Source organism: Acidicapsa borealis (assembly GCF_059115245.1).
On record NZ_JCACNY010000001.1, the window covers coordinates 5,560,042 to 5,575,699 of the forward strand.

General features: G+C 60.4%; 13 protein-coding genes. 7 read left to right on the forward strand and 6 right to left on the reverse strand.

Translation table 11 applies throughout. The annotated features are described in order from the left end of the window. Positions 1-115: 115 nt before the first annotated feature. Together AC5S27_RS22695 and AC5S27_RS22700 are read left to right on the forward strand one after the other, a co-directional pair. Positions 116-1,015, forward strand: coding sequence for a DNA-formamidopyrimidine glycosylase family protein (locus AC5S27_RS22695; RefSeq protein WP_493936833.1), 900 nt, complete (start codon positions 116-118; stop codon positions 1,013-1,015). A 207-nt stretch (positions 1,016-1,222) separates the two neighbouring features. Further along, positions 1,223-4,195 carry a M14 family zinc carboxypeptidase gene (locus AC5S27_RS22700; protein ID WP_493936834.1) on the forward strand — a complete coding sequence of 991 codons (2,973 nt, stop codon included), beginning with the start codon at positions 1,223-1,225 and terminating at the stop codon, positions 4,193-4,195. 65 nt (positions 4,196-4,260) lie between these two features. Here AC5S27_RS22700 and mnmE read toward each other — a convergent pair whose 3' ends face one another. Then, positions 4,261-5,688: a tRNA uridine-5-carboxymethylaminomethyl(34) synthesis GTPase MnmE gene (mnmE, locus tag AC5S27_RS22705; protein WP_493936835.1), complete on the reverse strand. Its 1,428-nt coding sequence runs from the start codon at positions 5,686-5,688 to the stop codon at positions 4,261-4,263. Positions 5,689-5,800: 112 nt separating this feature from the next. On the opposite strand from mnmE, the gene AC5S27_RS22710 reads away from it, so the two are divergent. Beyond that, entirely contained in the window at positions 5,801-6,538 is a 738-nt protein-coding gene (locus AC5S27_RS22710; RefSeq protein WP_493936836.1) for a methyltransferase family protein, read from the forward strand. 25 nt (positions 6,539-6,563) lie between these two features. Beyond that, on the forward strand, positions 6,564-8,339 hold the full coding sequence (locus AC5S27_RS22715) for a serine hydrolase (protein ID WP_493936837.1): 1,776 nt from the start codon (positions 6,564-6,566) through the stop codon (positions 8,337-8,339). Between the two features lie 17 nt (positions 8,340-8,356). Here AC5S27_RS22715 and AC5S27_RS22720 read toward each other — a convergent pair whose 3' ends face one another. The 3 genes from AC5S27_RS22720 to AC5S27_RS22730 all read right to left on the reverse strand — a co-directional run bounded on the left by AC5S27_RS22720 (position 8,357) and on the right by AC5S27_RS22730 (position 10,203). Beyond that, positions 8,357-8,737 (reverse strand): DoxX family membrane protein, encoded by a 381-nt coding sequence (locus AC5S27_RS22720; protein WP_493936838.1) that lies wholly within the window; start codon positions 8,735-8,737, stop codon positions 8,357-8,359. A gap of 138 nt (positions 8,738-8,875) precedes the next feature. Beyond that, positions 8,876-9,172, reverse strand: a complete 297-nt coding sequence (locus AC5S27_RS22725) for an HU family DNA-binding protein (RefSeq protein ID WP_493936839.1) — start codon at positions 9,170-9,172, stop codon at positions 8,876-8,878. Positions 9,173-9,441: 269 nt separating this feature from the next. Beyond that, on the reverse strand, positions 9,442-10,203 hold the full coding sequence (locus AC5S27_RS22730; protein ID WP_493936840.1) for a DUF2461 domain-containing protein: 762 nt from the start codon (positions 10,201-10,203) through the stop codon (positions 9,442-9,444). A gap of 176 nt (positions 10,204-10,379) precedes the next feature. Here AC5S27_RS22730 and AC5S27_RS22735 point away from each other — a divergent pair, with 176 nt between their 5' ends. Next, a complete protein-coding gene (locus AC5S27_RS22735) occupies positions 10,380-10,622 on the forward strand; it encodes a type II toxin-antitoxin system Phd/YefM family antitoxin (protein WP_493936841.1) in 243 nt (80 codons plus the stop codon). A gap of 25 nt (positions 10,623-10,647) precedes the next feature. Further along, positions 10,648-11,043 carry a type II toxin-antitoxin system VapC family toxin gene (locus AC5S27_RS22740; RefSeq protein WP_493936842.1) on the forward strand — a complete coding sequence of 132 codons (396 nt, stop codon included), beginning with the start codon at positions 10,648-10,650 and terminating at the stop codon, positions 11,041-11,043. 509 nt (positions 11,044-11,552) lie between these two features. Here the strand turns inward: AC5S27_RS22740 and ruvA are convergent. Further along, the gene (ruvA, locus tag AC5S27_RS22745; protein WP_493936843.1) at positions 11,553-12,155 is read right to left on the reverse strand and encodes a Holliday junction branch migration protein RuvA; all 603 of its coding nucleotides are present in this window, start codon (positions 12,153-12,155) and stop codon (positions 11,553-11,555) included. 439 nt (positions 12,156-12,594) lie between these two features. On the opposite strand from ruvA, the gene AC5S27_RS22750 reads away from it, so the two are divergent. Continuing rightward, entirely contained in the window at positions 12,595-13,599 is a 1,005-nt protein-coding gene (locus AC5S27_RS22750) for an Ig-like domain-containing protein (RefSeq protein ID WP_493936844.1), read from the forward strand. A 124-nt stretch (positions 13,600-13,723) separates the two neighbouring features. Here AC5S27_RS22750 and AC5S27_RS22755 read toward each other — a convergent pair whose 3' ends face one another. Further along, on the reverse strand, positions 13,724-15,655 hold the full coding sequence (locus AC5S27_RS22755) for a CocE/NonD family hydrolase (RefSeq protein ID WP_493936845.1): 1,932 nt from the start codon (positions 15,653-15,655) through the stop codon (positions 13,724-13,726). Positions 15,656-15,658 lie beyond the last annotated feature (3 nt).

The following is a 15,658-nucleotide window of genomic DNA, read 5'->3' on the forward strand; positions in this document are numbered from 1 at the left end:
AATCTCGCCTACCAATCTCGCCTACCAATGTACAACTCACCCGCAAACCCTGGCTGCGCACTTCTCGCCATGTGAAAGCTTGCAAATGCCCACCCGATAAGCCAGCATGGAAGCCATGCCGGAACTGCCCGACATCTCCGCCTACATCACCGCTCTCGAATCCCGCATCCTCAACCAGCCGCTCGAGCACGTTCGCATCAACTCAGCCTTCCTCCTTCGCACCGCAGTGCCACCCGTCTCCGCCACCGAAGGCAAAACCGTCCGCGAACTCCGCCGCATCGGCAAGCGCATCGCCATCGGAGTAGATGATGATCTCTGGCTGGTCCTGCACCTGATGATCGCCGGCCGCCTGCATTGGAAGCCAACGGGAGCAAAGCTAGGCGGCCGCAACAACCTGGCCGCCTTCGACTTCCCCAACGGGTCGCTGACTTTAACAGAAGCCGGCTCCAAGCGCCGCGCCTCCCTCCACATCGTCCAGGGCGAAGCCGCCCTCGAAGCCATGAACCCCGGCGGCATCGAGCTCTTCACAAGCACAGTCGAAGAATTCCGCAAAGCCCTGACCCAGGAAAACCGCACCCTGAAACGCGCCCTAACCGATCCCCGCATCATGAGCGGCATCGGCAACGCCTACTCCGACGAAATCCTCCACGCCGCCCAGCTCTCGCCCATCACCCTCACCCAAAAACTCACCCCAGAAGAATGGCAGCGCCTCTACACCACCGCGAAAGAAACGCTCCAGCTCTGGATCGACCGCTTCAACACCGAAGCCGCCGCCAGCTTCCCCGAAAAAGTCACCGCCTTTCGCCCCGACATGGCCGTCCACGGACGCTTCGGCCAACCCTGCCCCCGCTGCGGCGCCCCCATCCAGCGCATCCGCTACGCCGACAACGAAACCGACTACTGCGCCCGCTGCCAAACCAACGGCAAAGTCCTCGCCGACCGCAGCCTCTCCAAACTCATGAAGTCCGACTGGCCCCGCACCCTCGACGAACTCGAAGCCCTCAAAAAGCGCTGAGCTCCCATCCGGATTTTGTCATTGAACCAACCACCCGCACTCAGCTACGTTTATGCGAGTAAGACGCTGTCCAGCCCGACGCAGCGCCCTATCAAGATTCCGCACCGCATTCCCGAACTTTGAACGCCTGTGCGCTCGCTCCTAGTACTTACAATCCATCCCATTCGGCCCGACGCGCGCTGTTCGGTGACCACCAGGAAAATACCTATGCGTTTCTCCAAGCTTGCCTTGACCTTCGCAGCATCGCTGTCGTTCTGTAGCGTTCTCACCGCCCCCGCCCAGCAGTTGAACACCGACTTCGCCCGCGACCCCGCCCAGCCCATCGACAAGCCCTACACCGACCTGATCCACAAGTACACCACCGACCCGGCCTTCACCTCGCCGTTAGTCGATTACCTCCCAGCCTCAAAGACCGTCCCTACGCCATCCAAAGTGTTAGGCGACGTAGCCGGCGCGCCCGACATGTTGCCCTACGCCGAAGATGTCTACAAGTACTTCCGCCTGCTTGAAGCCAGCAGCCCGCGCGTCAAGGTCTTCACCATCGGCCACAGCGAAGAAGGCCGCGAAATGATCGCCGCAGCCATCGGCGACGCCGACCTGATCGCCCACTACCAGGACAACAAGGCCCGCCTCGCCAAACTAGGCGACCCGCGCCTCATCAACCTTGACGACACCAAGGCCAAAACCCTCGTAGACCAGTCCTACCCCGTTTACTACATCACCGGCACCATCCACTCCAGCGAAACCGGCGCACCCACCGCGTTGATGGAACTCGCCTACCGCCTCGCCGTCGATGACTCCCCCTACATCCAGTACATCCGCAAACACATGATCGTCCTCATCACCCCCGTCGTCGAAGTCGACGGCCGCGACCGCATGGTCGACATCTACCGCTGGCACAAGGCGCACCCCGGCCAGGACTGGCCCCGCCTCCTCTACTGGGGACACTACGTTGCCCACGACAACAACCGGGACGCCATGGGCATGACCCTCGACCTCACCCGCAACGTGCTCAACACCTACATCGACTGGCACGCCCAGGTCCTCCATGACCTGCACGAGTCCGTCCCATTCCTCTACGACAACACCGTAGGCGACGGTCCCTACAACGCATGGGTCGACCCCATCCTCGCCCAGGAGTGGGCCGAGATGGGCTGGAACAACATGGCCCAGATGCAAGCGCTCAACATGCCCGGCGTCTTCACTCACGGCGACTTCGACACCTGGAGCCCCGGCTACCTCATGTTCCTCGCCGCCATGCACAACGGCATCAGCCGCCTCTATGAAACCTTCGGCAACGGCGGCGCGGACACCGAAAAGCGCATCCTCTCGCCCGAAGAATACAGCCGCACCTGGTACCGCCAGAACCCGCCCTACCCGGTCGTCACCTGGTCGCAGCGCGATAACAACAACTACGAGGAAAGCGCCCTGCTGACCACGCTCTCCTACTTCTCCAGGAACACCCACCACTTCCTCGAAAACTACTACCTCAAGAGCAAGCGCTCCATCGAAAAGCCCAACACCGAAGGCCCCGCAGCCTACATCATCCCCGCCGATCCAGCCAACGCCAACCGCACCGTCGAGCTAGCCAACGTACTCAAGCGCCAGCATGTAGAACTGCAAATCCTCTCAGAACCCGCGACAAGTAACGTCCCACCCGAAAAGCGCACCGACAAACCAAAGCAGGAAACCTTCCCCGCCGGCAGCATCGTCGTCCGCATGGATCAGCCGTATGCCCGCGCAGCCGACGCTCTGCTCGACAAGCAGTTCTGGGCCCCCGACGACCCGCAAAAGCACCCCTACGACGACACCGGCTGGTCCTTCCCGCTCCTCTTCAACGTGAAAGCAGTCCGCATCGTAGACCCGGCAATCCTGAAATCGAAAATGACCCCGCTCGACGATCCAGCGACACTCACCGGCAAACTAGCCGGCACCGGCTCGGTATTGGCCGTAGCCAACACCGGCCAGGTATCACTGCTCGGCCTCGTCTACAAGCTCAAAGGCGCAACCATCCAGGTCGCAGAGAAGTCCTTCGACTCCGACGGTAAGACCTTCCCCGCAGGCTCCCTGCTCATCACGGGTGCAGACGACAAGGTCACGGATACACTACACGGACTAAATCTGGATGCAAACCGCCTAGCCTCCGCGCCCTCCGTCTCAACCCACCCGGCAGCGCCACCACGCGTAGCCATCATGCACACCTGGCTTTCAACCCAGACCGAAGGCTGGTGGCGCTACGCCTTCGATACTGAAGGAATTCCGTTCGACTACATCAGCACCCAGACCGCCGCCAAGGAGGCCGACCTCCGCGCCAAATACGACGTCATCGTCTTCGCCCCCGTAGGCCGCTCCAGCACCCTCGATATCCTCAACGGCACCCCCACCTGGAACAACGCCACCCCGTGGAAGAAGTCCGACATCACCCCCAACCTCGGCCTCCTCGACAGCACAGAAGACACCCGTCCCGGCCTAGGCTATGACGGCCTCGCGCACCTCAAATCCTTCATCGAAAAGGGCGGCCTCCTCATCACCTGCGAAGACACAGCGCAGTTCGCCATCGACACCGGCCTGGCCCTCGGCGTAAGCGTCGCGCCGTCAGCGGATGTCAGAGTCACGGGCACAGTCCTCAACTCAACCTTCGTAGCCCGCGACAACCCCATCGCCTACGGCTACGGGCCAAATCTGCCCGTCATGAGCGCCAACGGCCTAGCCTTCAACATCAGCAACACCACCAACCGCGCCGGCGGCCGCGTCCTCATGGATCCCTACTCCCAACGCCCCACCGGCCGCGGCACCGTGGAAGACAACGACGAAGTAGAAGGCCGCAAAAGCGTCGAGCCGGAACCCCTGGTGAAGCAGCAGCCCTGGGAAGCCAAAGCCCTCAACGAAGAACAGACCCGCAACAACCCAAGAGTCTTCCCAGCCCAGTGGCGCCCCGAAGTTATCCTGCGCTTCTCCGACGCAAAATCGTTACTGCTCTCCGGCCTGCTCGACAAAGGCTCCGCCATCGCCGAACACGCCATCGTAGTCGACGCACACTTAGGCCAGGGCAACGTCCTGCTCTTCGGCAACAACCCCATCTATCGCGGCGAAACCATCGGCAGCTACGCCCTGGTCTTCAACGCAATCCTCAACTACCAGCACCTATCTCACGAAGTGCCATCCACCGAAAAACATTGAACGAGAAAACGCACCACCATGCGGAAGTGTGGTGGCGCGTTGTTTTGACTAGGATCCGTTAGTTTCTATTTGCCAATGCAGAACGAACTAAATATCCGGTTCAAAATATCATCCGGCGTAGTCTGCCCCGTCAGCGAATCCAGCGCCCAAAGCGTCCTATAAAGATCGAGCAGCACCATCTCATGCGGAATCCCATTCCCCACCGCCAGCGCCGCATCATCCAGCCCGGAAATCGCAGCCCCAATCGCAGTATGATGCCGCAAACTCGTCAGCATCCCCGGCTCAGCCGCCGCACCTCCGGTAGCCAACCGCAAAATCGCCGCCCGCAACTCAGCGATCCCCGCGCCCGTAGCCGCCGAAGTCCGCAGCACCGGCAGCTTAGCCCACTCCAGCGCCTCTTCGTCCACGCAATCCCGGTCCGCCGTCACAAGATCGCTCTTGTTCAACGCAATCAGCGCCGCCCGACCTTGCACCTGCTCGATCAGCCGCCGGTCTTCTTCCTGCAGACGCTCCGCGCCCTTAGCCCGCGGAGGAACAGTGCTCGTAGCATCGATCACAATCAGCACAATCGCCGCATCCGCCAGCGCCTCACGGCTGCGCACAATCCCCAGCCGCTCCGCCTCATCCGCCGCCTCGCGCAACCCGGCCGTATCCACCAGCTCCAGCGGAACCCCGCCCAGCGCAATCCGCTCCGAAACCGTATCCCGCGTCGTCCCCGGAACCGCCGTGACAATCGCGCGATCCTTCTCCAGCAGCGCATTGAACACCGAGCTTTTCCCAGCATTCGGCCGGCCCACAATCGCCAGCGTCAACCCGTCATGCACCATGCGCCCATGCGCATAGGTCGCCGCCAGCGCCACCAGCGGCGGACGAACCTCGCCAATCCGCCGCGTAATCTCCGATTCCGGAGCCACCGCCAGATCATCCTCAGCAAAGTCGATCCCAGCCTCCAGCAGCGAGATCAACTCCAGCAACGCATCCTTGGCCGGCATCACCCGCGCACTCAGCGCGCCGCCCATCTGGCTCGCCGCCAGCCGTGCCTGGGTCAGCGTCTGCGCCTCGATCAGGTCCCGCACCGCCTCAGCCTGCGTCAGATCCAGCCGTCCCGAAAGAAACGCGCGCTGCGTAAACTCCCCCGGTTCCGCCAGCCGCGCCCCCAGCTCCAGCGCCCGCCGCAGCAGCAGATCCAGCACCACCGGCGAACCATGCGCCGCAATCTCCACCACATCCTCGCCCGTATACGAATTCGGCGCAGCAAACAGCGTCACCACCGCCTCGTCAATTCGATTGGCCCGCTCGGAACTCGTGTCGGCATCCTGCACGGCAGCATCCAGCACGTCAGCCAGCCGCGCCCGGCCATGCTCCATCGGCGCACGCATCCGCACCAGCAGCTCCGCAATGCCAACAGCCTCAGCTCCGCTCAGCCGAACAATACCAATCCCGCCCCGTCCCGGCGGCGTAGAAATCGCAGCGATAGTTTCTTCAGTCGGCACCTTACCATTCTATGGAACAAAACCGCCCGGCATCGACCGGCTACCTCGCGGCTTGGAACCTCAGACACTTCCGAAACGTACCCGGACACGAGACACTGGAGGAGGAGAAACAATGAAAGCCAGCACCATCGAGTTTCGCTTCCGCCTCTGGATCATCGTCGCGATCGTTGCCCTGGGCTTCTGGGCCCCTTGGCTTGAGCCTCTAGGCTGGCAAAGACACAACACCTGGCTCTGGCTCGGCTTCCAGTTCGGAGGCATCGGCATCTCCTCCAGCGTAGCCATTGAACTCGTTACCGTCGCAGCAATTCTCGCCGCACTCGTCGCCGCGCTCCTGCGAACCTGGGGCGCCGCCTACCTCGGCACCGGCACCGTCTTCAATGCGGAAATGAAAGCCACCCAGGTCCTGGCCGACGGTCCCTATCGCTACATGCGCAACCCGCTCTACCTCGGCAGCTATCTCGATATCCTCGCCATCTCCATCCTTATGCCTCCCTCCGGAGCAGCCTTCGTCCTCGTCTTGCTGGCCATCTTCACCCTGCGCCTCATCCTCGGCGAAGAAGCATTCCTCACCCCCCGCCTTGGCGAACCCTACGCCGCCTACCGCAAAGCAGTCCCAGGACTCATTCCAAGCCCCTGGCCGCGAGTCCGTGCCAGCGGTCGCAAACCCGCCTGGCTCCAGGCGATCCTCGGCGAAATCTTCCCCATCGGCACTTTCATCAGCTTCGCCATCTTCAGCTGGCAGTACAATTCGCAGATACTCACGCAGGCCGTCCTGATCAGCTTCGGCGTCTCGCTCGTCGCCCGCGCCCTGATCCCCTCCAAACCCGAGGCACCACAGCAGGCAAGCTAATCCCATCCCACCCAGGAGCGTAGCCATGCTCTCGCCACTCCCAGCAATCTCCTTATTGCTCGCAGCCGCGCTTCTCCCCACCGCCGCGCAAACTCCTGCCCCAGCCCCACCCTCCGACGGCATCTGGCTAGGCTCCCTCAACGCCGGCGGACAAACCCTCCGCATCCAGATCCGTATCGGAGCCAACGGCAGCCAGCCCTGCGCCTTCGACAGCGTCGACCAGAAGTCCTTCGACATCCCCTGCAACGTGGCGAACGACCATGCTTCGATCGCCATTAACGTCCCCGCCGTCTCCGGCAAGTGGACCGGCAACCTATCCTCCAACGGCCAGCTTCTCACCGGCACCTGGTCCCAGGGCGGCGGCTCCCTCCCGCTCGTTCTCGAACGCAAAACCACCGCCATCGAGCTCGAAAAGCCCAAACCCGCCGCAACCGAAGCCGCCAAACCGCCCGTCCCGCTCGAAAACCTGAAATCCGTTCTAGACGAAGACCTCATGCCCGTCCTCAAAGACGGCGCCCTCGCCCCGGACACCCACGGCGGCGTCACCATCGGCGTCCTCCAGCACGGCAAACGCCAGATCTTCAGCTACGGCACCGCCAAGCCCGACTCAGTCTTCGAAATCGGCTCCATCTCCAAGACCTTCACCGGCCTCATCCTCGCCCAGATGGTCCAGCAGGGCAAAGTCCGCTTCGACGAGCCCGTCCGCGAACTCCTCCCACCCGACACTGTCGCCAAACCCGCCGGCGCCGAAATCACCCTGCTCGACCTGAGCGACCAGCACAGCGGCCTGCCCCGCATGCCCGACAACTTCCACCCTGCCAACCCCGAAAACCCCTACGCCGACTACGACACCAGACTTCTCTACGCCTTCCTTTCCAAACAAGGCCTCGCGCTCCCCGCCAACGCCCCCTTCGGCTACAGCAACCTCGGCGTGGGCCTCTTAGGTCAGGCACTCGCGAACCGTGCCAAACTTCCCTACGCCACCTTGCTGCAGGACCAGGTCACCGGCCCGCTCAACATGCACGAAACCGCCATCTCCCTCACCCCCGAATTGAAAGCCCGCTTCGTGCAAGGCCACGACGCCGAGCACAAGCCAGCCCACGCCTGGGATCTCGACGCACTCGCCGGAGCCGGCGGCATCCGCTCCACCGCCTCCGACATGCTCACCTACCTCGAAGCCCAGCTCCACCCCGAAAGGCTCACCGGCGCCTCCGCGGAAGCCAAAACCCTCCCCGCAGCCATCGCAGAAGCGCATAAAGTCCGCGCCGACGTAGGCAACGGCATGCACATCGCCCTCAACTGGTTCCGCATCGACGCCACAGGCAGCTACTGGCACAATGGCGGCACCGGCGGCTTCAGCTCCTACGCCCTCTTCAACCCCGAAAAGGACTTCGCCGTCATCGTCCTCAGCGCCACCAGCCCCGACGCCGACTCCTTCACCGACAAGCTCGGCATGCACATCGCCCAGAGACTCAGCGGCCTGCCCGCCGTAGCCATCTACCGCGAAATGCCCAAAGTCGCCGCCATCGACCCCGCCAAACTCAGCAAGCTCCTCGACAACTACGTCGGCAGCTACGCCCTCGCTCCAGACTTCGTCCTCACCTTCACCCGCGAAGGCAATCAGCTCATGACCCAGGCCACCAACCAGCCCAAGTTCGAAGCCTACCCAAAATCCGAAACGGAGTTTTTCCTGAAAGTCGTAGACGCACAGCTAACCTTCGTCACGGACGCCCAAGGCAAAGCCACCAGCGTCATCCTCCACCAGGGCGGCCGTGACCAGGAAGCCAAGCGCGTCCCGTAGTCCAGTCTCGTAAGCCCCTATGCCTTCGCCTTGAAGATCCCGGCAAAAGCCTCGCGGTGCGCATAGAACACGATGAACCACAGCAGCGTAGCCACCACACCCGGTCCAATGCTCGCAGGCGCCATCAGTATGTGAACAAGCAGAATATTCACCAGCACCGGTCCCAGCAGCACCAGCGCCAGCGGCACAAACCGGCCCACCAGCAGCAGCAAACCGGAAACCAGTTGCAGTGCGCTCACAATCTGGCTGTAGTGCGACTCGTTCAGCACATCGGAAAATCTCTTCATCAGCCCATCCGGCATCGGCGGCGGCGACACCAGGTGAAACAGCCCAATCGCGCCAAACACAACGAACATTAGCCCCAGCAGGATCCGAGCAATCAAAACCACAATCTTCATCCGGGCAATCTCCTTGCGTTCATCCAATTTGCGCCTAATTAAACCAGACCGGCCTGCATTTGTAATCAAATTCAATCTTCACCACCAAAAGCAAAAAGGCGAGCCCGAAGGCCCGCCTCTCACCCTGCTACGCCGAAACTACTTCTTGGTCGGCGCGATCACGTCCTTAGCAGCCTTCGCCACGCGGAACTTGACCACGGTCTTGGCCTTGATCTTGATGGCCGCGCCGGTCTGCGGGTTGCGGCCCACGCGGGCCTTGCGCTCTGCCTTTACGAGACGGCCGATGCCCGGGATAATAAACACCCCGTTCTTCTTGGTCTCCTTCACGGCGGTCTCCGCCAGGGTCTCAAGGAACGCAGCAACCTGCTTGTTGGTGAGTTCCAGCTTTTCAGCCAGAAGACGAATAAGTGCTGTCTTGGTCAATCCTGTTGCCATTCTGTGTTTCCTCCAATGATTGCGCTGAGCGCGTTTTGTTGAGAGCTCGTCTGTTGCCGAGGGAACTCCGGTCTGTAGGCTGCCCGCTCAGAAAATGCGCATCGACAAATCTCGACAACATGCGCGCAAATCTCCAGTAATGACGCGGGTCCGGAGAAACCTGCCGTTACAAACCTTGCGTCTTTTGGGGCAGTAAAGTCAACTCGAAATCCCACATTTCCACAATAAATTGCGGGTTTTTCCTATATTTACCTAGAAATACCCTGTTTTTAACGGGTTTTGGCCGATTTCGCCCTCGGCAACCCACCGTCCGGCAACCCAAACAACACCGTCCGTTTTGGCCCAGATTGCATCGCCCGCTCTTCCAGATCGGCCACAATTGCCGTATTGAGAGCTGCCACCACCGGCGCCGCCAGCTTGAAATGCCGGATCAATTCCCCGGCAAAACCCGGCTCCAGCGCAGCCTCCACCGGTAGCGTAGCCGCCAATCCCCACTGCCGGCAGCGAATCAGATCCATGCCAGGGTGCTCAGCAGGAAATCCCTTCGGAGGCCGCGTCAGCGCATTCCCCTCAAACTCCCGAAACGCCTTCCGCACCGCCGGCTTCTCAATCAGCTTGCGAAACTCCGCGTGATTCTCCAGCAGCCAATGCCGGATCGCCGCCAGCTGTTCCTTCTCCGGCATATACGACCCAGCCGCGACAATCACTTCCTTCGGCGCAATGTGAAAGTAAAACCCCGCCCCGGAAGTCTTCTCCAGCCCGCTGCGCGACCACCACGCCGCCACGTGATCCTTGTAAGGCCGCTTGTCATTCGAAAATCGCGTATCGCGATAAATCCGGAAATACGACTTCTCCGCCGGCCGCACATGCTCCGGAGCAAAATCCAGCATCGCCTCCGTCACCTTGCGAATCATCGCCAGCATCGGCCCCTTCAGCTCAGCCTCATATGTGGCCTTATTCCCGGTAAACCACTCCCGTGCCTCCACAGGGTCCTTATGGTTAGCCCGCACCAGAGCCCGCAGAAATGCCAATCCATCCTTCGTGAGATGAGCCGGAACAACCTTACTTTTTGTTGTTTTTGAGGAACGCGCCATAGCTTACCAGCCTAACAAAACGCGCCCCTATCCATATTTCAGACCGGTTGAATCCACGCATTGCACAGCCACCATAACTTGGTTAAGACACCTTAGCAGTCTTGGAGGAAAGCATGAGTACAGCAACAATTTTTGAAGCCAAGACCAACCTTTCCCAGCTGATCAAACTGGCCCAGAAGGGGGAAACCGTCATCATCACCTCCGGCAGGAATAAAACTCCAGTAGCGAAGCTCGGTCCGGTAGAGCCTGTCAAAAAGAAAAGACTGGGCGCTCTTGAAACCCCCGGATTCGTGCTTGGTCCCGGCTTTTTTGAGCCCTTGAACGACGATGAAATCGGGGACAGCGCAGGCCTGTAGATTTCCGACGAGGAGCCGCCGGTCGATGAAACTCATGCTCGACACCTGCACTGTCATCTGGGCAACGCTTTCCACCAAGTCGCTAAGCCCCAAGGCCCGCCGCTTGATAGCTGCAGACTCCAACGAGATCTATGTCTCTGCCGCTTCGGCGTGGGAGATAGCGACCAAGTTCCGCAACGGAAAACTCCCCGAAGCCGAGTTGTTAGAGCGCAATTTCATGGAAACGATGGAAGTCGCTGGCTACGTATTGCTACCGGTCGACGCAGGGCAATTTCTTCGAGCGGGCCGCCTGCCCGGTGCCCATCGCGATCCGCTCAATCCCTTTGATCGCATCATCGCCGCGCAGGCGTTGAGCCTGGATATTCCAGTGATTACACCAGATACTCAGCTCGATGGGTTTGGTGTGCGGCGCATTTGGTGAGTCGCGTCACAATCAGGAAACGTCTGATTAATTCCGCTTTGTAACAGGACACGACTTCAGTCACGTCTATGAATGCAGCCGTATCAACGGGGCTTTCGCCCCTGAGGGAAGCGCGGCTGAGTAAATCGGACGCTCCCTGGCGCGCAAGAAATCCGCTGACTTGCTGACTCGCTAACAGCGAAGCTGCTAACCCGCTGTCTCAAGATTGAACCTCAAGACATTCAACCCTGCAAGCCAGTCCAGCGAACCAGTCTCGGCGAAATACCACACCCGGCCTCCAACATATCTCTTCGAGAGGGCTGCACCAAAATAAGTGCAGAAGCGCCAGCGCCGATTGCGCATCGTGCGGTAAGCATTGCGCAGTGTCAGACGCCGATTGCGCAACCTGCAACAACCACCGCACTGACGTAAACCCCTCGTTTTCGCTAGTTACGTTCCTCAAGACGATCCGATAAGAAACCTCACCGTTCGCATCCGGCACCAAAGCCACCTGCCAACCCATCAACCTCCTATCGAATCACCTTCAAAGCCGCCCGGAACAACCCATCGAAATCTCCAGCCAGCCCGGCATCCTTCTCCACCGAGTGCTGCACAGCTTTCTCCGCCGCCATCCGCTGGTAGCCCAGATTCGTCAGCGCCGAAAGCACATCCTCAACCGCCGCCCCATGCACCGAAGCAGGCGCCGGAGCCGAAGCAAAGTCATCCAGCTTGTCCTTCAACTCCAGCACCAGCCGCTCCGCCAGCTTCTTCCCCACGCCCGGAATCCGCACCAGCGAAGCATGATCCTGCCCCCGGATCGCCGTCACCACCCTGTCCGCCGAAAGCCCGCTCAGCAGCGTAATCGCCAGCTTCGGCCCCACCCCGGTCACCGTGATCAGCTTTTCAAAGAGCCGCTTCTCATCCCGCTCCAGAAACCCAAACAGCGCAATCTGGTCCTCACGCACTTGGGTATGGATATGCAGCGAAGCCTCAGCCCCCACCACAGGCAGCGCCGTAAACGTAGGCACGGAGATGGTCACGTCGTACCCCACGCCAGCAGCCTCCACAATCGCCTGCCCCGGTTGTTTATGAATCAGCCTGCCACGCAGATGAGCAATCATGTTGACCAGCATACAGCCGCCACACGCGAGCCCCATCCGCTTCCCGGCTAGCCCACTCGCTTGCGTTGAATTAACCCCGTTTTTGGTATACTTAGGAAAATCAGAATTGCAACGCACCCCGGACCACTCCCGCATCCAATGCGGAGCGGATCCAGTTCGCAAAAAGTGCACAAAAGCGCATCCAAGTGCACCGTAAAGATGCTTTAACTCTCTCATTCTTTGAGGGATAAGCCACAAACTGCACCCCCTCCCCCCTGTGCGTGCTTTTGCCAGCTTTGGCGCCTTTGAATAGCATCCAGGGCTGGAGCAATTGTTCCGCTTCACTGGACGGGCCTGCTCACCACGCCAGACGGAATCCGTCTCTTCAGAACGGACAGATACAATAAGAATTCAAGCTGTGACAATCTGCATCGTTCGCGGCAAAACAAGATTGAGTAGAGGTTGGTAGCGGGTGAGCAACGAAACGACAGTGCGCCGCATGGCGCAAACCAAGGCCGGGAACGGCAAGCGCAAAGCGATCCACACGGGCTTGGCAGTTGCCTTGGCAGCAGGCCTGAGCGCAGCAGCACTGGCACAGGCCCCGATAGCCTCCCACACCTCGCTGACCGCGGAAACCCGTGAAGTCGGCGACCACACCGTCGCCACCTTCACCAGTACGGTCCTTACCGCCGAAGGCAATCCAGCCATCGGTGTTGTCACCCTGGTCGAAAAGGGCAAGTCCATCGCCGGGGCCGCAATCGACAGCACTGGCAATGCCACCATCACTCTCGACAGCCTCACTCCCGGCGACCACTCCCTCACCGCAGTCTACGGCGGCAACGCCACCAGCGCCGCATCCACCTCAGAATCGGTCGTTCTGCACCCGCAGGCCAGCGTGAGCCCGGACTTCTCCGTCGCGATCGCCCCGGCCTCACTCACCGTCAAACAGGGTGCCGCAGGTGCCGTGGTTGTTTCCGTGGCACCGGTCACCGGGAGCGGATTCACGGGCTTCATCAGCCTCTCCTGCGCGGGCACCGGCCAGACGACTACACTGCCCGTAGGCGTGACCTGCAGCTTCAGCCCGGCGAATCTCCAGGTCACTTCGACCTCCGCTGTCACCGCCAACCTGAGCGTCCAGACAACGGCTGCAACCGGACCGGTCTCCGCAAATCACGCCCCTGCTGGTCACTCTCCAGCAGCGCCTCTCGCGCTGGCGATCCTCCTGCCGGGCGCATTTGGCCTCAGCTTCCTCACGCGCAAGCGCAAGCACATCCATGGGCTGGTCTTACTCGCGATCATCGGAACGGTCAGCTTGCTCGGCACCACAGCCTGCGCGGCCCGCTATCGCTACCTCAACCATGGTCCTCCTCCCTACGGCACCACTCTCGGCTCCTACACCATCACCATCACAGCCCAGACCAGCAACGGAGTAACGGCAACGACGCACTCCACCCCATTGGCCCTCACCGTAGACTAGGCAAACCTCGAATCCGGCAGTCACCGGAACTTCATCAAGGTCTTTACTTGAGTAGTACCGGATCAAAGGAAATGGCGCGCTGGGAGCAATCCCAGCGCGCCATTTCCTTTGAGTTGAGCTTCGACTACGGCTTCGGCATGACCAGCACTTCAACCCCGGAAGCAGCATCCTTCTGGTGAAAGACCTGCTCGGTCGCCTTCACAAACTGCTCCGTCTTGGCATTGGGAATATCCGTAAACGTCTGCGGATTCCGGTCCGTTAGCGGGAACCAGCTGGACTGCACCTGCACCATGATCCGGTGCCCGGCGCGGAAGGTATGAAACAGGTCCGGCATGGTGAAATTCACATCCGTCACCTTGCCTGGCGTGAGAGCCTCAGGCTTCTCCATGCTGTTACGGAACTTGGCCCGCATCGGCTCGCCGCGCAGCAACTGCTGATACCCGCCCATGTGCAAAGGCGGAGCATCCAGAATCCGCTTATTCGGACGGCCTGAACCCTCGTCGGGATCGGGATAGTTCTCCGGATAGACATCGATCAGCTTCACATCGAAATCCGAATCCGTGCCGGTACTCGCAATCTTCAGCCTGGGGGAAATCGGCCCGGCAATCGTCACATCCTCGGTCAATATGTCCGATTCGTAAACAAGGACATCTGGCCGGTAGCTCGCAAAGCGCTGATCGTCCACCATGTACCGCTGCGGCACGGTGTCCGTCGTGTAGCCGACAAACGACACAGGATGCGCCGGATCGCTGACGTACGAATCCGAACCCGCAGTCTCGGTCGGAGGATCGAAACTCAACTTGCCTCCAGATTGGAAATAGAGTGTCTTCGCCGTAGCCGCCTGCGGAGGCCAGCTTGGGAAGGTCCTCCATACATTGGTTCCCGTCTCGAAGACCACAGCCTTAGGCTGAGCCTCGCCGCGGCCTTTTAGATACTTCTCAAAGAAGGGGAACTGAATGTTCTCGCGAAAATACTCTGCAGTTTTCGCATTGAACTGAACATCGCCCAAATGGCTGCCATCACCACGCGCCCATCCGCCATGCACCCAAGGCCCCTCGACCAGCGTCGTAGGCGTCTCCGGATTCAATTTCGACGTGGAGTAGAAGGTCTTGTACGGCCCGGACAGATCCTCGGCGTCATACCAGCCGCCCACCACCAGCACGGCGCACTTCACATTCTTCATGTGCGGAGCGAGATTGCGCGCCTTCCAGTACTCATCGTACGTATCGTGCTTGGCCTGATCGGTGTATAGCCAGTTGCTGCCTTTGAGATAGGTCTTGTCCATCTCGGTGAGGCTGCCGCCGTTGAGATAAAAGCGATAGGAGTCCGGCGTACCGAAATCGAACGGCACCGTCGGATGCGGCATCTGCGGCTCTTTCTGCGGCATGAAGAAGACATAGAAGCCGAAGTTGGCCGACAGCATGAACGCGCCGCCGTGATACGCATCATCTCCCTGGAAGAGATCCGTCATCGGCGCCTGCGGACTCGCAGCCACCAGCGCAGGATGCGAATCGATCATGCTGGCTGAAGTGTAGAAACCGGGATACGAAATGCCCCAGATACCGACCTTGCCGTTGTTATTCGGAACATGCTTCAGCAGGAACTCAATCGTGTCATACGTGTCCGATGCATCATCGACATCGTTCGGCGACTTCTTGTCGTCGATATGCGGACGCATCTCGACGAACTCGCCTTCGCTCATCCAGCGGCCGCGCACGTCCTGATAGACGAAGATGTAGCCGCCCTTTTCGAATTCCTGGGAAGGTCCCAGCTGCGCCGGATACTCATCCTCGCCATATGGCCCAACCGAGTAGGGCGTCCGGTCCATCAGGAACGGGTATGGACCGGTCTCCGTACCAAAGGCGCTCGCCTTGGGCACGTAGACAGCGGTGAAGAGCTTCTTCCCGTCGCGCATGGGGATGCGGTACTCATACTTGGTGTAATGCGACTTGACGTAGTTCTCCTGCGGCACATCCGGCTGCTGGGCAGCCATAGTCAGCGAACAAGCAAGGGTCAGTAACAAGAAAAGCAAAGGCTTCCGGGTAGCATTCGGCATGGA

Coding starts and splice junctions, on each gene's coding strand:
- ruvA (WP_493936843.1), bottom strand. CDS start 12,155: ATGCTGGTCAACATGATTGCTCATCTGCGTGGCAGGCTGATTCATAAA.
- AC5S27_RS22735 (WP_493936841.1), top strand. CDS start 10,380: ATGAGTACAGCAACAATTTTTGAAGCCAAGACCAACCTTTCCCAGCTG.
- AC5S27_RS22755 (WP_493936845.1), bottom strand. CDS start 15,655: ATGCCGAATGCTACCCGGAAGCCTTTGCTTTTCTTGTTACTGACCCTT.
- AC5S27_RS22700 (WP_493936834.1), top strand. CDS start 1,223: ATGCGTTTCTCCAAGCTTGCCTTGACCTTCGCAGCATCGCTGTCGTTC.
- AC5S27_RS22710 (WP_493936836.1), top strand. CDS start 5,801: ATGAAAGCCAGCACCATCGAGTTTCGCTTCCGCCTCTGGATCATCGTC.
- AC5S27_RS22715 (WP_493936837.1), top strand. CDS start 6,564: ATGCTCTCGCCACTCCCAGCAATCTCCTTATTGCTCGCAGCCGCGCTT.
- AC5S27_RS22695 (WP_493936833.1), top strand. CDS start 116: ATGCCGGAACTGCCCGACATCTCCGCCTACATCACCGCTCTCGAATCC.
- AC5S27_RS22720 (WP_493936838.1), bottom strand. CDS start 8,737: ATGAAGATTGTGGTTTTGATTGCTCGGATCCTGCTGGGGCTAATGTTC.
- AC5S27_RS22725 (WP_493936839.1), bottom strand. CDS start 9,172: ATGGCAACAGGATTGACCAAGACAGCACTTATTCGTCTTCTGGCTGAA.
- AC5S27_RS22740 (WP_493936842.1), top strand. CDS start 10,648: ATGAAACTCATGCTCGACACCTGCACTGTCATCTGGGCAACGCTTTCC.